Here is a 16,980-nt window from a genome sequence, read left to right as displayed (position 1 = left end):
GGGGGACTTTTTCCATGAAGCCAATCACACTTATGTCGAGGGTCTATCGCAAAATCATTCCGACTGTCCATCAAGAATTGGCGTATTGGAAAAATCGCGCCGGAGAAATTCCTAATCCAGAACTCAGAAAGCAGGCACTTGCCAGCATCGAGCACAAGACATTTCATTGTGAAGGCGGCGCCATAATGGCTTTGACTGCAAATGAGCACTATAAACAAGCGGTCAAGTTTATCGTCGCATATCAAACAATCAGCGATTACTTAGACAATCTTTGTGACCGGAGCACATCGCTTGATCCAAATGATTTTGCGGCTCTTCATGAATCGATGTCGGATTCCCTTGTATTACATGCGGATCGGAAAAACTATTACCGCCTCCGCGACGACCAGGATGACGGCGGTTATTTAAATGATTTGTCGGAGACATGCCGCAGTGTTTTAAGGGAATTGCAGCATTATGAATTTATAAAGAAATATATGCTTGAACTTTGTGAATACTATTGTGATTTGCAAATTCACAAGCATGTAAAAAAGGAAGAACGGGTGCCCAGGCTTGAGAATTGGTTTCAACGCCATCAAAGCCACTTGCCGAAAATGGAGTGGTACGAGTTTTCAGCCTGCTCAGGTTCGACATTAGGGATATTTTGTCTAGTATCCTACGCGATGCGGGATGATTTTACAGCCAGCGATGCTAAAAATATCCGCAATGGCTATTTTCCGTATATACAAGGCCTCCATATTCTTTTGGATTATTTTATTGATCAAGAGGAGGATATGGCTGGCGGCGACCTAAATTTCTGTTTTTATTACGAAAACCAGGAGACACTTTTTAATCGTTTAAAGCATTTTGTTGTGGAAGCGGACAAGCATACCGAGTTTCTTCCTCACAAAGGATTTCATCAGCTTATTAATCGCGGCTTACTTGGCATCTATTTATCCGATTCGAAGGTCCGCAGGCAAAAGGCTGTCAGGAAGCTTGCCAAAAAAGTCATCAAAGCAGGTGGCTGGACTAGCTATTTCTTTTATTTTAATGGACTAATGTACCGTTCTTTGCAAAAAGCGTTGCCATCATTTGTGACTCGGCTGCTTTTGAAAATGTAATAACAAAAAAACCAGGCACAGGCCTGGTTTATTTTTTTTCAATCGCCACAATAAATGGAGGATTGTTTTTTTGATTGATGAATTGATATTGAAGGACATGGGCTAAATTTTGGTCCAGGCTGCGGCAGTATTCTAAAAGGGCATCGCGCTCAATCGCGCCTCCTTCATGACCATGGTAAATAACAACAACGATGATTCCTTCAGGAGCCATCAATTCAAGCAATTGTTCAATTGCAGTGATGGTTGTCTCAGGCTGAGTGACAATCGTTTTGTCGCTGCCAGGTAAATAGCCAAGGTTAAAAACGGCACCCGTAATCTTACCGTGATAAGCCGCTGATATAAGCTCGGCGGTTTTTTCATGACCAGCGTGAAAAAGAGAGGCCCTTTCTGACAGCCCATGTTGTTTAAGACGTTCTTGAGCAGCCTGTACTGCTTGTTCCTGAATATCAAAACCAAAAACATGGCCGCTTTCTCCAACCAGGTCAGCGAGAAATACAGTATCATGCCCATTCCCTAATGTGGCATCCACAACTATATCACCTGGGCTAACCGCTTTTTGAAGTAGCTTTCTGGCATAGGGAAGAATTCTTTCCAGTTTCATCGGTCAACAAACTCCTCTTGAAAAAACTTACCTTGCCAACTGTCCCGTCTTTTTAATTCTGCATCAATACTGTTTAAGACTTCCCACTTATTAACGCTCCACATCGGTCCAACCATTAAATTAATCGGTCCATCACCGGTAATTCGGTGAACAATCATTTCCGGCGGTAAAATTTCCAATTGGTCACATACTAAGTTTACATAGTCTTCCTTTGATAAAAATTCGAGCATTCCTTTTTCGTATTGCTTTATCATTGGTGTTCCTTTTAACAGATGCAGAAGGTGGATCTTAATTCCCTGCACATCCAGCTTCGCGGCTTCACGCGCAGTTTCCATCATCATATCATAGGTTTCAAGCGGGAGTCCGTTAATAATATGGGTGCAAATATTAATACCGTGCTTTCTTAATTTCATCACACCATCGACATAACACTGAAAATCATGGGCACGATTGATTAGCCCAGCAGTTCGTTCATGAACTGTTTGCAGTCCAAGCTCAACCCATAGATATGTTCTTTCATTTAGTTCGGCCAAATATTCCACAACATCATCAGGAAGGCAATCAGGCCGGGTGGCAATCGACAAACCTACCACTCCTTCCTGCTTAAGGACAGTTTCGTATTTTTCACGAAGGACCTCGACGGGAGCATGGGTGTTGGTGAATGCTTGGAAATAGGCCATATATTTGCCGTCTTTCCATTTCGTGTGCATTTTTGTTTTTATATCGTTGAATTGTTTCTCCAAGCTTTCGATCCGGTTTCCGGCAAAATCGCCAGATCCTGCGGCACTGCAAAACGTACAGCCGCCATGGGCAACAGTACCGTCACGATTCGGGCAGTCAAAGCCACCGTCTAAGGCTACTTTAAACACCTTATGACCAAATTGCTGACGCAGGTGGTAATTCCATGTATGGTAACGCTTATCATCAATTGCATATGGAAAAGGTTTTGTCTGAAACATTCAGGAAAAACTCCTTTATTATTAATTGCATAAATTCAATTTTATCATGAAGGAATTCCTTATCCAACAGTATTTATCACTGCCAGGATTTATCAATTCAATCGTGTAATAGGAAAAAGAATGGGGAACAAAATAAGAAATGAAGCTGTGTGCTTCAATTGAATGATTTTAGGTCGGGCCATATCAAGAAGGGGGTTCTTACATGGCTACTCGCGAATCAATGGAAAACCTAACGCAGCAGGTGGAGGATTGTCTTCGCTTCGCCGAGCAGCAGTATAAGCAAAGCGGTCTTCAAGAGCATTACAATGATAATGATTATACCACGGCGCTGCAAAATCTTGAGCAGACGTATCAGGATATCTGCACGATGGCTCATAGCGCTAATGGGCAACAGCGGGAACAGCTGCACAGAATGAGACTGCAGGTTCAGCAGCTGCAAAATAGTTTGATTTTACAAGGGACCCGAGGAGGAGAACAGTTTTGAAAAAACGTTCAAAACAGCAAAACCCTGAACAAAAAACGCGGAATGGAATTAATAATCAGGACATTGAGTTTGGACAAGATGCAGACATCATTAAACAAGCTAAAAAGAAGTATGAACAAACGGGCGGCCAACCTGTAAAATCGAAATTCCACCAGGAAAAAAGTTAATCTTATTTCTAATAAAATCTCTCAACGTTTTGTTGAGGGATTTTTTCCATTTACAAAACCCTCAACGAATCAGATTTTTCATAATCTCTTCCATGCGAAAAATGGTAATCAAAAATGATTGCGCTTCTTCTGAAAAAGGGCTAAAATTACCAAGGATATTTTAAATATTTTTTATCAAAGGAGCGTTTTTCATGCCACGTGCCTTATGGCTTTTAATCATTGGGATGGCAGTGAATGTAATAGGCTCTTCTTTTTTATGGCCTTTAAATACAATTTATATTCACGATTATTTAGGTAAGTCCCTTTCGGTTGCAGGAATCGTCCTGATGTTAAATGCAGGCGCCACCGTAATTGGAAATTTGTTTGGTGGAAATTTATATGATAAATTAGGCGGCTACAAATCGATTCTTTTGGGAATCGGAATTTCACTTCTAGCCTTGGTGGCACTAACCATCTGGCATAGCTGGCCATACTACGTTGTCTTTTTAACTATTGTTGGATTTGGAACAGGCATTATTTTTCCTTCTATGTATGCTATGGCAGGTTTGGTTTGGAGAGAGGGCGGACGAAAATCGTTTAATGCGCTTTATGTTGCTCAAAACCTCGGGGTTGCTGTCGGTACTGCTCTAGGTGGGATTGTTGCCGATTATTCTTTTCAACTTATCTTCCTGGCAAATACCGTTATGTATGTAATATTTTTGCTGATTGCCTTATTCGGCTATAAAGGAATGGTGATTGACAGAGCCAAGCGAGAAACAAACATCAAAACTGCTCCAACCGAAAATAGCAAAGCTAATCTGCAAGCTTTACTTATAATTAGTGCGGGATATTTACTATGCTGGGTTGCATATGTCCAGTGGACCACAACAATTGCTTCCTATACGCAGGAAATCAACATTTCCCTCACACAATATAGCTTGTTATGGACAATAAACGGGGCATTAATTGTATTGGGGCAGCCTGTTTTAAATGGTATTTTAAAACATCTAACTGCATCACTTAAAGTACAAATCCTGATCGGAATTACTATTTTTATCGTTTCTTTTATAGTAGCTGGAAATGCGGGGGCATTCACCGGGTTTCTGACTGCGATGATTATATTAACAATTGGGGAAATGTTCGTCTGGCCGGCAGTGCCAACCTTGGCGTTCGCTTTGGCTCCTAAGGGCCGGGAAGGATTTTATCAAGGTATTGTGAACAGCACGGCGACCGGCGGGAGAATGATTGGCCCGCTCCTTGGCGGCATCATTGTCGATTTGTACAGCATGTCTGCTTTATTCACAATCTTAATCGGATTATTTTTCATTGCAATCATTACAACGCTGGTATATGACCGCCATTTGAAAGCTCGAGAACAGGTAACGGCAAAAGCTCTATAATTACTATCCTCAACCACAGCCGATTGACTGTGGTTTTAATGTTTAAAATAAGGTTTCCCTGTCAACCATGAAAATAGGCTCAAGTTTACTTGCATACTGTTAGAAAATTTAATACAATTACGTTATGTTTATATTGTAATAACAGTGATCAGGAGTAGTAGTGATTTTAGACCCGAAGAATAGAGAGTTGACGGCAGGTGCAAGTCAACCGGGAGGATCATGAACTCGCCTGGGAGTTGCAGGCATGAACAAAAAGTAATGTTTGCCGTATTCCGCGTTAAGGATTAATGAAGCGAGTGCATGGCACTAATGTGGGTGGTACCGCGGGAAGATACATACAATCCTCTCGTCCCTGTTGGGGATGAGAGTTTTTTTATTTTTTAAGGAGGATTACTGATATGAGTTTCGATCATCAACAAATCGAAAAGAAATGGCAAAAGAAGTGGGAAGAAGAAAAAACATTTAAAACAAGCGAAGATCCGGGCAAACGGAAATTCTACGCTTTAGATATGTTCCCGTATCCTTCAGGGGCAGGACTGCATGTGGGGCACCCTGAAGGATATACTGCAACAGATATTCTTTCGCGTCTGAAGCGGATGCAGGGTTACAATGTGCTTCACCCAATGGGCTGGGATGCATTCGGGCTGCCTGCTGAGCAATACGCTCTAGATACAGGCAATGACCCGGCTGAATTTACCGCGAAAAACATTGACACATTCCGCAGACAAATTAAGTCGCTTGGTTTCTCATACGACTGGGACCGTGAAGTCAACACAACAGACCCTGAGTATTATAAATGGACACAATGGATTTTCTTAAAGCTATGGGAAAAAGGCCTTGCCTATGTTGATGAAGTACCGGTCAACTGGTGTCCAGCGCTTGGAACGGTTTTAGCTAACGAAGAAGTGATTGATGGAAAAAGTGAACGCGGCGGGCATCCGGTTGAACGCCGTCCAATGAGACAGTGGATTTTAAAAATTACAGCCTATGCCGATCGTCTCCTTGAAGATCTTGAAGAACTAGACTGGCCGGAAAGCTTAAAAGAAATGCAACGAAACTGGATTGGCCGTTCCGAGGGTGCGGAAGTGACTTTCCAAATCGATGGACACAATGAAACCTTTACTGTATTTACGACCCGCCCTGATACACTATTTGGTGCCACATATGCTGTGCTTGCCCCTGAGCATCCTTTGGTAGATGAAATTACAACAGCGGAGCAGCGGGCTACAGTTGACGCTTATTTAGATAAAGTAAAATCAAAAAGCGACCTAGAACGTACGGACCTTGCAAAGGAAAAGACTGGGGTATTCACTGGAGCCTATGCCATTAATCCTACTAATGGTGAGAAAATGCCAATCTGGATTGCCGACTATGTATTAGTCAGCTATGGTACTGGAGCAATTATGGCCGTTCCTGCTCACGACGAGCGCGACTATGAATTTGCGAAAAAATTCGAGCTGACAATTAAAGAGGTTGTTGCAGGTGGCGATGTTGAAAAAGAAGCATATACAGGAGATGGCGAACACGTTAATTCCGACTTCTTGAATGGTTTGAACAAAGCAGATGCGATTAATAAAATGATTTCTTGGCTTGAAGATAAAGGCATTGGCACGAAAAAGGTTACCTTCCGTCTTCGCGACTGGTTGTTTAGCCGTCAGCGTTATTGGGGTGAACCAATTCCAATTATCCAATGGGAAGACGGCACCATGACAGCCGTACCTGAAGAGGAACTGCCATTAATGCTGCCAAAAACAACCGAGATCAGACCGTCCGGAACAGGTGAATCACCGCTTGCCAATATTGAGGATTGGGTAAATGTAGTTGACCCTGTCACAGGCAAAAAGGGCCGCCGTGAAACCAACACCATGCCGCAATGGGCTGGAAGCTGCTGGTACTTCTTGCGCTATATCGATCCAAACAATAAGGAAGCATTAGCTTCACCGGAAAAATTAAAGCGATGGCTTCCAGTTGACATTTATGTTGGCGGTGCTGAGCATGCCGTGCTTCACTTGCTGTATGCCCGCTTTTGGCATAAATTCTTGTATGATATCGGTGTAGTACCAACAAAAGAGCCGTTCCAAAAGTTGTTTAACCAAGGAATGATTCTTGGCGAAAACAATGAAAAAATGAGTAAATCAAAAGGCAACGTCGTCAATCCGGACGATATCGTGAATACTCACGGTGCAGATACGCTTCGCCTATACGAAATGTTCATGGGACCGCTTGATGCTTCAATCGCTTGGTCTACAAATGGCTTGGATGGTTCCAGACGATTCCTAGACCGGATCTGGCGTTTGCTGGTGGAGGAAAACGGTGAATTGAATCCAAAAATTCAGCCTAACGAAGAAGCTTCCAATCTGGAAAAAGTCTACCATCAAACTGTCAAGAAAGTGACTGAAGATTACGAAGGAATGCGCTTCAATACTGCCATTTCTCAGATGATGGTATTCATTAATGAAGCTTATAAAGCAACTGTTCTTCCAAAGCATTTCATCGAAGGCTTCGTTAAGCTTCTTTCACCGGTGGCACCGCATATTGCTGAGGAGCTTTGGGAAAAATTAGGCCATTCTGATACAATTTCCTATGAAGCTTGGCCTGCATATGATGAAGCGAAGCTAGTGGATAACGAAGTTGAAATTGTGATTCAGGTCAACGGCAAAGTAAAAGCGAAGCTATTGGTTCCGACCGATGCAAGCAAAGAAGCACTTGAAGGAATTGCAATGGATGATGACCGAGTTAAGGAACAAATCGAAGGGAAAACTGTTCGCAAAGTGATTACTGTTCCAGGAAAACTTGTAAACATTGTCGCTAACTAATATTATAGGAGGCTGTCCTTGGGGCAGCCTCTTTTGAAGGGAATGGATAAAATGGAAGAAATCAAAACCATTACAACTGAAGAATTAAAAAAGAAGCTTGAAGCAGGAGAAAAGCCTGAAATGGTCGATGTCAGGGAAGATCATGAGGTGGCGATGGGCATGATTCCAGGAGCCAAGCATATCAAAATGAGCGATATCCCGGCACATCTTGATTATTTTGACAAAGACAAAGAATATATTTTCATCTGCCGATCCAGCGGCCGCAGCGGAAATGTCTGCCATTACCTGCAGGAGCAAGGTTACAAGGTCCGCAACATGGTGGGCGGTATGCTTGAGTGGACTGGTGAAACAGAATAACTGATTCCAATTTTAACAAGTTTACTTGTGAGGTGCAAAACGGTAAATCACAACCCTAACCACATAGCAAATCACATAACCTTTCACAACACAAATCACAGTATATTGCACAGTCCATAAGGTTTTGAGATGAAAATATCTCTAAGCCTTTTTTCAAATTTTCTTTGTCTGACTAAAGCAACCGCAAGTTGTATAAGTTCATCAGACACTAAAGAGAGTTTGATAAGCGGAGAAAATTCCCTTATTTAGTAAATAAGATTAAGAATAACTTAAATAGGCGAAGAAATTTCCCCTATTAACTCAAAAAACTTCAATATTGGGGATTTTGCTTTGTTTAAGCGAAGAACCTTCCCTTATTTACGTTGGAATGAGTCCTATTCTCCATTTAGCGGAAAAATCTTCGCTTATTTTATTATCACTAGTTACTCAATTAAGGATAAGACTTCTAAAGTTTCAAAAAAATCAAGTGAACCCCATTTAGATGCATTGAGGGTAGTTTAAAATTCACACACCCTCTAATAATTATTTTATACCCTGTGATTTACTATGTGAATTAGAAAATGATAATCAATTAAAACTCTCTAAAATGGTGATAAATCAATAAAAATCGCACTGTGAATCATATTGTGAATTTAAGTGTGTTTTGCCGTGTGGTTTAAAATGATTGCACCTCTAAAGTAAACCCGTTATTCCAATTCGGAATTGTTTTTTTTATAAGTTTGATGCACCCAATTCCTTATCACCCTTTAATAGCAATATCCCAAAAACCATAAATGGAAGAAGGTTTATAGCTGCTACAATAACCCCTTGAAAATCTGAACCCATCATAAGTCCATGTATGGTTGTAAAAATATAAAGAATCGGGTTTAAAGCATGTACTTTCCGGAAAGCCTGATAGCCGATGGCTTTTCGGGCCTTTGATGTTACTATGGTTAAAATCAAGAAGTAGAGGGCAAGTATGCCTAGTGCCATTGGGATTGGCTGATAGTCTGTTTGAAATGGAATCAGCACTTCGAACCACTGAAATGACATATACTTATCAATAAGTGTAATGACGACATGTCCTAAAGTAAGGATAAAAGACCAGTTCGATAATGACTCATGCCAGATTAAAGGCACAGCAATTTTTTGCTTTCGTTTTTTCTGTACTTGTGTATAAAGACCAATCATGACAGACAAATAAAGCAAAACATAGGCAATAGTTCCTGTCGTACGTATTAGGTACCACTCAACCATTTCCAGTTAAATTTCCTCCTTTCCAAATGCCCCAGTTTTGATTGATTAAAACGGCTCCAAGTTTTTTTTCCAAAACCTTTCCCGGTCCGTCCTTTTCTCCAATTAAAAGAATGATTTTAGCCCAAACATCCGCTTCTGTAGCAGTCGGGGCAGTAACAGTGACGGAAATAATGGAACTCTCGGATGAATGACCTGTTCTTGTATCAATTAAATGGTGCTTTAATTCTCCATTTACAAACCACTTTCGCTTTGCCGAAGTAGAAGTAGCGAGGGCCCCTTCTTGAACCTGAATAGATGAAATCATATTGGATGGATTCATTGGATGTTCAATCCCGATGTTCAGCGGGCGGGGCATTGTTCCAAAAATTCGCATGTCGCCGCCAACATTAATGAATCCATAGCCATACTTACCGAGCATTTCAATGGCACGGTCAATCACCCACCCCTTCGCAATGCCGCCAAGGTCGATTCTCGTGCGGAGCGTAACCGCCTGCCGGTCCCGGTTTAACTCAAATGGCTGGGATGTTACCCCGACAGCATCTAGAAGCAGGTCCATATTTTGACCTTTGACAAATTCAATAGATTGATTATATCCATTTGTTTCAAGAGCAGATAAAATTCCTGGATTGAAGATACCGTTTGACTCCCAGAAAAATTTATCCGCTTCTGTTAAAATCGAATACATTTCAGATGAGACAATGACCTCCTTTTCAAGTTGCCTGTTTAAAAGAGACAACTCACTGTCGTTTCTAAAGCGGCTGCAGGTTTTATCAATTAATTCAAATAGCTGATAGACTAAGCTTAAATCATGGTCAGAAAGCTCATAGCTAATGGCAATTTTTACAGTAGTACTCATAGAGTTAAATTGATAGTTTAACATCAGGTACCACCTGTCGTCGTATCAAAGCCGCCATGATGCCCGAATCCAGAGTCGCTATTTGAAAATTGATTTTGCCTGCTGTCATCTTGAGAGAACCCACTGTTTGAGTCAGAGGAGTCATTATCTCCGTTTGTTTGTCCAGAATAATCCCCGCCAAAACGGTCTTGGTCATGACGGATTCCAAAGCTTCCTTGCCCATCCTGGGATTGGGAGCCAAAGCTGTTCTCTCCTTGCCCAGAGTGGGTTCCAAATTGCTGTGGCTGGTTTCCAGACCCATCCTGCTGCTGCGCGGCTGTCCCCTGATTCGTGGTAAATTGTTTACTGCCGTTTGATAATCCTAGATATGACATCATTCCTGCTACTAATGCTAAACTCCCAAAGCTAACTCCCCAGGAGATCTTTTGTTTTTTATCCAAGTGAATCTCTCCTTACTTAACTGACCTACAAAAAAGTGTATAGGCTTAACCTTAACTTCATCTTAATTTTTGATGGAAATTAATTTTTAAAATTCTGAAAAAATGGCTATAATGATAGAAAAAAAGAAAGGGAGAGTCCAATGATTCAGGTAAAGCTGTTTGACCGTGAACATGAGAAGGATTTGGAGAAGGAAATGAATCGCTTTTTAAGGGGATTGGATGAAAAAAGTCTCTTGGATATTAAATATAATGTCGCCGCTTTCCAGGAAGAGGAAGAAGAGGATCAAATTTATTGTTTTTCAGCGATGATTATTTACCGGGCCTGACATGTAGAATCAGGCCCATTGTTTTTTGGCGGAAAGGGCTGCGTTGGTCCCGGCCAGTCTTCCAGTAACAAGTGCAGAGGTAATATTGTATCCACCCGTATATCCGTGGATATCAAGGATTTCCCCACAAAAATATAAACCATTCATAAGCTTGGAACCCATCGTTTTTGGGTCTATTTCTTTAACGGAGACACCGCCGCCCGTAACGAATGCCTTTTCGATTGAGAGCGTTCCATTCACTTTAAATTCGAACTGCTTGCAGCTTTTTGCGAAACTGCGGATTTTTTCATGAGCAATCATTCCGCCCTGCACCGAAGCATCAATCTCGTTTTGTTCGAGCAGAAATAACAGGTACCGTTCGGGTAATAATCCTTTAAACGTATTTTTGATGCTTTTTTTCGGTTCTTCTTTTACAAGCTTCATCATCTCTTGAAAAATCTCTTCCTCGTTGCGGTCAGGGAGAGCATCAATACTCATTGTTACCTGTGTTAAATTCCACTTTTTCATCGCCTTGACAATAAACTGGCTGCAGCGAAGAACGGCCGGCCCACTGATACCAAAATGGGTGAAAATCATGTCCATCCGGTGTGAAATCAGCGGTTTTCCTTTTGGATTCAAAACACTTAGTTCAATATCACGCAACGATAAACCTTGGAGGGTTTTATTTTTAATAAAAGGCTCAGCGGAAGTTACAGGCACTTCGGTCGGGAACAAATCTGTAATGGTATGGCCAGCTTTCTCTGCCCAGGCATAGCCATCCCCTGTTGACCCTGTATGCGGAACCGATTTGCCTCCGACTGCAATTACAACCGATTTCGCGGCAATCCTTTGTCCATCCCTTAACAGGACTCCTGCGGTTTGGCCGTTTTCAAATAGGACCTCGGCGACAGCGCAATTTTTGAAAATTTTGACCTGTAATTTTTCTAATTGAGTTAACAGTGCATCGACGACCGACTGAGCTTTGTCTGTAACTGGAAACATTCGCCCATGGTCTTCTTCCTTTAAGGTAATTCCCAACCCTTCAAAGAAACGAATAATATCTTCATTATTAAATATCGAAAAAGCGCTGTATAAAAACTTGCCGTTTCCCGGGATATGCTTGATAATTTCTTCTACAGGCAGGCGGTTCGTGACATTGCAGCGCCCGCCGCCGGAAATGGCCAGCTTCCTGCCAAGCTTGTCCCCTTTGTCAATTAACAGCACTTTTGCGCCATTTTCACCTGCGGCGATGGCTGCCATTAGTCCTGATGGCCCGCCGCCTATGACAATTACATCAAAATTCATATTTACACCAACTTCAACTATATTCACCTCATTATAAACATATCATAAGGGAAATAAACGATTTTTCACAAATTTGCTTTGGTTGTGAGTAGCATCGAGGGAGAAGAAGTTGTAAACTATCAATAGTGTGCAAAAAACGTCGAATTTTTTGCCTGCATTTTTTAAAAAAATATGTGCTCGTATTTCTGCAAGCAGGAAGGGATTCTATGCAATCTAAGCTACTAAGAGGAACGTTTATATTAACGTTTGGAACGATTCTTTCAAAAATTCTTGGACTTATTTATGTTATACCATTCTTTCAGATTGTTGGACGTGAAGGGACTGTCCTCTATCAATTTTCTTATGTCCCATATACAATTTTTATCAGTATTGCAACGGCAGGAGTTCCGCTTGCCGTTTCCAAATTTATTTCCAAATATAATGCACTGGAAGAATATGCTGTTGGCAGGAAGCTGTTTAAATCCGGCTTAGTGATTATGCTGGCAACGGGTTTCGCTGCCTTTTTGATAATGTATATTGCTGCCCCCGTTTTAGCGGAAATGAGTATAGGGGATGAAAAAGCGAATATTGGAAATGTTACCACGGTCATGCGTGCGGTAAGCTTTGCTTTAATAGTCGTTCCCTTTATGAGTCTCATCAGAGGCTATTTTCAAGGCCATCAATCGATGGGGCCTTCAGCTCTTTCTCAGGTAATTGAACAAATCGTCAGGATTACCTTTACACTTTTGGGAGCCTATATCGTTTTACACATGTTTCATGGCAAAATGGTAACCGCTGTTAGTGTAGCTACCTTTGCAGCATTTATTGGAGCGATCGGCGGCTTACTTGTGTTATTTTGGTATTGGTATAAACGAAAACCGCATTTGGACGAACTTCTAACCCATGATAAAGGCACGATGGATATCTCACTAAAGGAAATTTACAAGGAAATCTTCATTTCCGCATTTCCGTTTGTGCTTGTCGGGATTGCTAATCCCTTATTTCAATCGATTGACCAATTTACCTTTACAAAGGCCATGGCTGCCATCGGGAAGGCCAAGGTGGCGGATGATTACTTTTCCATTTTGAATTTCGAATCGCATAAAATTGTCATTATCCCGGTTTCACTGGCAACCGGCTTTTCTTTAGCACTCGTTCCTAGTATCACGAAGGCATTTATTGAAGGGAACCGGAAAAACTTAAACCACCAGCTAAACCAAACCTTTCAAGTGCTGCTGTTCTTAACGCTGCCTGCTGCAGTCGGGTTATCCTTGCTGGCTGAGCCTGTTTATACAGCTTTCTATCAGCATGATTTACTTGGTGCTGGTGTATTGGGTGCATATGCTCCAGTCGCAATCTTGTTTTCCTTGTATTCTGTCACAGCTGCTATCCTCCAAGGAATTAATGAACAACGCTTTACGATTTTAAGTTTGCTTGTCGGATTATTAATCAAATTAACCTTAAATATTCCGCTGATTGAAATGATGGAAATAAAAGGGGCGGTTTTGGCGACAACTCTTGGATATACTGCTTCGATTATTATCAATATAATTGTAATTAAAAAGTTCGCTCAATATCCATTCAGGCTTGTTTGGCGGAGGAGTTTGTTAATTGTGATTTGTGCTGGGCTTATGTGGGCAGGCACTGAGGTGGTTTACCGCCTATTATTGTTATTCTTAAGTCCGGAATCAAAGGTCCAATCTGTAATCATCATTATTATATGTGCTATTGCAGGTGCTGGTATTTATTTTTACCTTGGATTAAAATCGGGTCTGGCACGACGCTTATTTGGAAATAGAGTAGACCGTTTACTATCCAAATTAAAATTATTTGGAAGGAGAAAAGCTGTTGAGAATTGATAAAATGCTCGCTAATCTTGGCTTTGGCAGCCGTAAGGAAGTCAAACAGCTTCTAAAAAGCGGCGCTGTTAAAATAGATGATGTTGTTATCAAGGATGCAAAGCAGCATGTGGATCCAAATACACAAATCGTGACATTAAACGGTGAAGTGATTGAATACAAAGAGTTTATCTATTTGATGATGAACAAGCCTCCTGGAGTTATTTCAGCAACGGAGGATAACGTCGAAGAAACCGTCATTGATTTACTTGAGATGGAAGATCAGGTGTATGAGCCGTTTCCTGTCGGCCGCCTTGATAAGGACACGGAGGGATTGCTGCTGATTACCAATGATGGTCAATTGGCACACAGACTTTTGTCCCCAAAGAAACATGTCCCGAAAACCTATTTTGCAGTTATTGATCGTGAGGTAACTGAGGACGATGTGAAGGCTTTTGGAAAAGGTGTGGTGCTGGATGATGGGTATCATACTAAACCGGGAGAATTGAAAATTATAAAATCCGGTATCCATTCAGACATCGAGCTCACGATTACCGAAGGGAAGTTTCATCAAGTGAAAAGAATGTTCGAAGCTGTAGGCAAAAGAGTCGTTTATTTACAGCGGATTACAATGGGACCCTTGCAGCTTGATGAAACTCTTGAACTCGGGGAATATCGGGAATTGACGGATGAAGAAATAGAGTTATTAAAAAATTATCAGTTGACGTGAATAAGCAGCCTAATTGCGGGCTGCTTTTATATTTAGTTTTAAGATAAAAATATTTTCCAAAATTGCAACCTTTTGCTATCGTTAAACGTGGTTATCGTGAAAGGGGGAACAAGAGTGGAGTTAGATCAAGTATACCGTGACAATGTAAATGATTTATACCGATACCTGTACTCCCTTTCAAAGGATCATTTTGTCGCTGAGGATTTGGTTCAGGAATCCTTTTACCGAGCCTATTTGCATCTAGAGGACTATGAAATCTCGAATATCCGCGCGTGGCTGTTTAAGGTCGCCTACCACGCTTTCATTGATTTGCAAAGGAAAAATAAACGGTTCGTCATTCAGGAACCTAAGGAGGAGCGGCATTCATCTAAAGAAACACCGGAAAAAAGATTGCTGGAAAAAGAGAGTTTTCAATTATTGATAAATGATATCCACTCGTTAAAGGAACAGGAAAAGCATGTTCTTCTGCTATGTGATTTACACCAGCTTTCTTACAGTGAAGCAGCAGAAATTTTGGAAATAAACTTAAATACACTGAAAAGCCATTTACACAGGGGACGGAAAAAAGTTATGGAAAAAGTGAAGGGAAGGAGTAGTTAGATGAGCGAGGATAAGAATCAATTTGAAGATGATTATCAAAAACTTCTAAACGAAACACTGAATGAAGTAAGTGAAATACAACCTTATTCTAAAAAAAGTCAAACTGAAATCGTTACGATTGGTAAAAATATGGCTCGAAGAACGAACATCATGATTAGCCTTGCAATCCTGTTACTGATTGTTCCCGTTATGACTTTAACGACTAATTTGTATTACAGTATCGGCGGGCGCGCCGACCATCTGATAGACGTAGTCACAAAAACAATCTATGTAACGGAACCCAATATGGGCTTGGAAAAAATAAAGCTGGAAGATGACATTGGCTTTTTTTCTATGAATATCAGCTTTGATGTTTTAAAAAGAATCGGGAAAGAGGATTATCGGGCGGGAAGCTATGAAATCGATTTTTTTCTAGACCATCCTAATTTTCCAAAGAAGAATATGCTTTTAGACCGTCCACTGCCTGAAATTCCTGACAAGGAAACCGAAGTGTTGTTCCATCCGAAGGCCTCCATCCCATTTAATAAAACAGATCAATGGGACATTTTAAATAAGCTGCCGGACGGGACGGTTGCTGAAGTGTATGTCTCGTTAAATGAAGTAATGAAGCCGGAAGTGTTACAAAAGCAATTGCCAAATAATATGGAGCTTCGTTGGCTGGCTGTTGATACGGGAATGGAGGCTGCCCAGGTGGATAAAGAAGGTGTTCCCATTACGCCTCTCGGTTACCCTGCACAATATGATCCAACGATATGGTCTCCATTTAGATCCTATGACCAAACAAATGAAGAAGTGTTCTTGGACATCTTATCATTGCTCGAGAAAAATGAACCGGTTGCTGAAAAGGTGGCTCGTGCAAAATCATTAGCCCTAAATAGCCGGCTGTCCTATATTAAAAAACATGGTATAAATGTTTATGGAGCCGTTATCACTGGCCCGACAGAAGAATTAAGAAAGCTGCAAAACATGAAGGAAATTCGTGCAGTGAAAGTGGGGGAAGTGAAACTATGGAACTGGGAGTAAAGAAAAAAAAGGGGGATAGACGCCTCCCCACCATATCAGGATTTCTATCTTTTTTGGTTGCACTAATCTCATTGGCCGGTTTAAATGTGGCTCTGTTAATAAAAGAAAAAGTTTTCCCTGGAGTCTTTATTATCCAGCTGCCGATTGTGGGATTTTTTCTTGGAATCATTGGTCTATTTACATTAAAAAGATCGAGACTATACGCCATCTGGGGACTTTCCCTTAACATTTTTCTGCTCATTTTTACATTATTGATGATTATTTCATCGCTGGGAATAAATTATAAACCTTAATAAAAAAAGGACAAAGCAATTATGCCTTGTCCTTTTTTATTGATTATGCACCTAAATAGGCTTTTAACATCCAGTTATGTTTCTCTAATTTACCTTTCAGACCTAGGAACATATCGCTGGTTACTTCGTCATTTTTTTGTTCAGCAGTTTCCATTCCATCTTGAAGCTCATCAATGATTTGTGTGAAGTCCTTTACAATAGCTTGAACCATTTCTTCAGCATTTAAAGTTTCGGTTGTTTCCTTAATTGTTGCCAATTCTAGGTATTCTTTCAAAGTTGAAACGGGACTACCCCCAATAGCAAGTAATTGCTCAGCAAATTCATCAATAGTAGCAGCAGCTTCCTCATATAATTCCTCAAATTTAGCATGTAATGTAAAGAAGTGGTGCCCTTTTACATACCAGTGAAAACGATGAAGCTTTGTATATAATACATTCCAGTTTGCAATTTGTTGGTTTAGAACTTGTTCTAATGTCATTTAGCATTCCTCCTATTTTCTATCTGTTTTAATT

Annotated in this window: 19 protein-coding genes and 1 other annotated feature; of the genes, 12 read left to right on the top strand and 7 right to left on the bottom strand. The window is 40.9% G+C overall.

Going from position 1 to position 16,980, the window contains the following annotated elements:
- Positions 1 to 14 precede the first annotated feature (14 nt).
- Positions 15 to 1,100, top strand: coding sequence for a tetraprenyl-beta-curcumene synthase family protein (locus tag ACZ5AE_RS23365; protein ID WP_464566913.1), 1,086 nt, complete (start codon positions 15 to 17; stop codon positions 1,098 to 1,100).
- Positions 1,101 to 1,128: 28 nt separating this feature from the next.
- Here the strand turns inward: ACZ5AE_RS23365 and mnmM are convergent, their stop codons facing one another.
- The gene (gene mnmM / locus ACZ5AE_RS23360; RefSeq protein WP_464566912.1) at positions 1,129 to 1,701 is read right to left on the bottom strand and encodes a tRNA 5-(aminomethyl)-2-thiouridylate-methyltransferase MnmM; all 573 of its coding nucleotides are present in this window, start codon (positions 1,699 to 1,701) and stop codon (positions 1,129 to 1,131) included.
- Positions 1,698 to 2,660 carry a tRNA modification radical SAM protein MnmL/YtqA gene (gene mnmL, locus ACZ5AE_RS23355; RefSeq protein WP_464566911.1) on the bottom strand — a complete coding sequence of 321 codons (963 nt, stop codon included), beginning with the start codon at positions 2,658 to 2,660 and terminating at the stop codon, positions 1,698 to 1,700. The genes mnmM and mnmL overlap by 4 nt, the downstream gene beginning before the upstream one ends.
- A 202-nt stretch (positions 2,661 to 2,862) precedes the next feature.
- On the opposite strand from mnmL, the gene ACZ5AE_RS23350 reads away from it, so the two are divergent.
- The 5 genes from ACZ5AE_RS23350 to ACZ5AE_RS23330 all read left to right on the top strand — a co-directional run bounded on the left by ACZ5AE_RS23350 (position 2,863) and on the right by ACZ5AE_RS23330 (position 7,863).
- Positions 2,863 to 3,144, top strand: a complete 282-nt coding sequence (locus tag ACZ5AE_RS23350) for a YtzC family protein (RefSeq protein ID WP_464566910.1) — start codon at positions 2,863 to 2,865, stop codon at positions 3,142 to 3,144.
- Positions 3,141 to 3,311, top strand: coding sequence for a glycogen biosynthesis protein GlgD (locus ACZ5AE_RS23345; RefSeq protein ID WP_464566909.1), 171 nt, complete (start codon positions 3,141 to 3,143; stop codon positions 3,309 to 3,311). The genes ACZ5AE_RS23350 and ACZ5AE_RS23345 overlap by 4 nt, the downstream gene beginning before the upstream one ends.
- Before the next feature lie 191 nt (positions 3,312 to 3,502).
- On the top strand, positions 3,503 to 4,690 hold the full coding sequence (locus tag ACZ5AE_RS23340; protein ID WP_464566908.1) for an MDR family MFS transporter: 1,188 nt from the start codon (positions 3,503 to 3,505) through the stop codon (positions 4,688 to 4,690).
- Positions 4,691 to 4,825: 135 nt separating this feature from the next.
- Positions 4,826 to 5,047: a binding site (T-box leader), on the top strand.
- A gap of 41 nt (positions 5,048 to 5,088) precedes the next feature.
- The gene (gene leuS, locus ACZ5AE_RS23335) at positions 5,089 to 7,506 is read left to right on the top strand and encodes a leucine--tRNA ligase (protein ID WP_464566907.1); all 2,418 of its coding nucleotides are present in this window, start codon (positions 5,089 to 5,091) and stop codon (positions 7,504 to 7,506) included.
- Positions 7,507 to 7,557: 51 nt separating this feature from the next.
- Positions 7,558 to 7,863, top strand: a complete 306-nt coding sequence (locus ACZ5AE_RS23330; protein ID WP_464573720.1) for a rhodanese-like domain-containing protein — start codon at positions 7,558 to 7,560, stop codon at positions 7,861 to 7,863.
- A gap of 711 nt (positions 7,864 to 8,574) precedes the next feature.
- On the opposite strand, the gene ACZ5AE_RS23325 is transcribed toward ACZ5AE_RS23330, so the two are convergent.
- Genes ACZ5AE_RS23325 through ACZ5AE_RS23315 form a run of 3 tightly spaced genes read right to left on the bottom strand, consistent with a single transcriptional unit; the run spans position 8,575 to position 10,395 of the window.
- Positions 8,575 to 9,099 (bottom strand): ferric reductase-like transmembrane domain-containing protein, encoded by a 525-nt coding sequence (locus ACZ5AE_RS23325; RefSeq protein WP_464566906.1) that lies wholly within the window; start codon positions 9,097 to 9,099, stop codon positions 8,575 to 8,577.
- Positions 9,092 to 9,979: an FAD:protein FMN transferase gene (locus tag ACZ5AE_RS23320; RefSeq protein ID WP_464566905.1), complete on the bottom strand. Its 888-nt coding sequence runs from the start codon at positions 9,977 to 9,979 to the stop codon at positions 9,092 to 9,094. The genes ACZ5AE_RS23325 and ACZ5AE_RS23320 overlap by 8 nt, the downstream gene beginning before the upstream one ends.
- Complete coding sequence (locus ACZ5AE_RS23315) at positions 9,979 to 10,395, bottom strand: hypothetical protein (RefSeq protein WP_464566904.1); 417 nt, start codon at positions 10,393 to 10,395, stop codon at positions 9,979 to 9,981. The genes ACZ5AE_RS23320 and ACZ5AE_RS23315 overlap by 1 nt, the downstream gene beginning before the upstream one ends.
- A gap of 140 nt (positions 10,396 to 10,535) precedes the next feature.
- Here ACZ5AE_RS23315 and ACZ5AE_RS23310 point away from each other — a divergent pair, with 140 nt between their 5' ends.
- Complete coding sequence (locus ACZ5AE_RS23310) at positions 10,536 to 10,721, top strand: sporulation protein Cse60 (RefSeq protein ID WP_213119848.1); 186 nt, start codon at positions 10,536 to 10,538, stop codon at positions 10,719 to 10,721.
- Positions 10,722 to 10,730: 9 nt separating this feature from the next.
- Here ACZ5AE_RS23310 and ACZ5AE_RS23305 read toward each other — a convergent pair whose 3' ends face one another.
- Positions 10,731 to 12,005, bottom strand: coding sequence for a BaiN/RdsA family NAD(P)/FAD-dependent oxidoreductase (locus tag ACZ5AE_RS23305; RefSeq protein WP_464566903.1), 1,275 nt, complete (start codon positions 12,003 to 12,005; stop codon positions 10,731 to 10,733).
- A 206-nt stretch (positions 12,006 to 12,211) separates the two neighbouring features.
- Here ACZ5AE_RS23305 and ACZ5AE_RS23300 point away from each other — a divergent pair, with 206 nt between their 5' ends.
- From ACZ5AE_RS23300 to ACZ5AE_RS23280, 5 genes are all read left to right on the top strand, one after another.
- Positions 12,212 to 13,843, top strand: a complete 1,632-nt coding sequence (locus ACZ5AE_RS23300) for a putative polysaccharide biosynthesis protein (RefSeq protein ID WP_464566902.1) — start codon at positions 12,212 to 12,214, stop codon at positions 13,841 to 13,843.
- On the top strand, positions 13,833 to 14,552 hold the full coding sequence (locus ACZ5AE_RS23295) for a pseudouridine synthase (RefSeq protein WP_464566900.1): 720 nt from the start codon (positions 13,833 to 13,835) through the stop codon (positions 14,550 to 14,552). Before ACZ5AE_RS23300 ends, ACZ5AE_RS23295 begins: the two co-directional genes overlap by 11 nt.
- A 114-nt stretch (positions 14,553 to 14,666) precedes the next feature.
- Positions 14,667 to 15,152 carry a sigma-70 family RNA polymerase sigma factor gene (locus ACZ5AE_RS23290; protein WP_464566899.1) on the top strand — a complete coding sequence of 162 codons (486 nt, stop codon included), beginning with the start codon at positions 14,667 to 14,669 and terminating at the stop codon, positions 15,150 to 15,152.
- Positions 15,153 to 16,175: an anti-sigma factor gene (locus tag ACZ5AE_RS23285; RefSeq protein WP_464566898.1), complete on the top strand. Its 1,023-nt coding sequence runs from the start codon at positions 15,153 to 15,155 to the stop codon at positions 16,173 to 16,175.
- Positions 16,160 to 16,468 carry a hypothetical protein gene (locus tag ACZ5AE_RS23280; RefSeq protein ID WP_464566897.1) on the top strand — a complete coding sequence of 103 codons (309 nt, stop codon included), beginning with the start codon at positions 16,160 to 16,162 and terminating at the stop codon, positions 16,466 to 16,468. Before ACZ5AE_RS23285 ends, ACZ5AE_RS23280 begins: the two co-directional genes overlap by 16 nt.
- A 43-nt stretch (positions 16,469 to 16,511) precedes the next feature.
- Here ACZ5AE_RS23280 and ACZ5AE_RS23275 read toward each other — a convergent pair whose 3' ends face one another.
- Positions 16,512 to 16,946: a Dps family protein gene (locus ACZ5AE_RS23275; protein ID WP_464566896.1), complete on the bottom strand. Its 435-nt coding sequence runs from the start codon at positions 16,944 to 16,946 to the stop codon at positions 16,512 to 16,514.
- Between the last annotated feature and the right edge of the window lie 34 nt (positions 16,947 to 16,980).

This window comes from Neobacillus sp. S1227, from assembly GCF_055385255.1.
The sequence above is the reverse complement of the archived record's forward strand: the minus strand, read 5'-3'. Positions and strand labels throughout refer to the sequence as shown.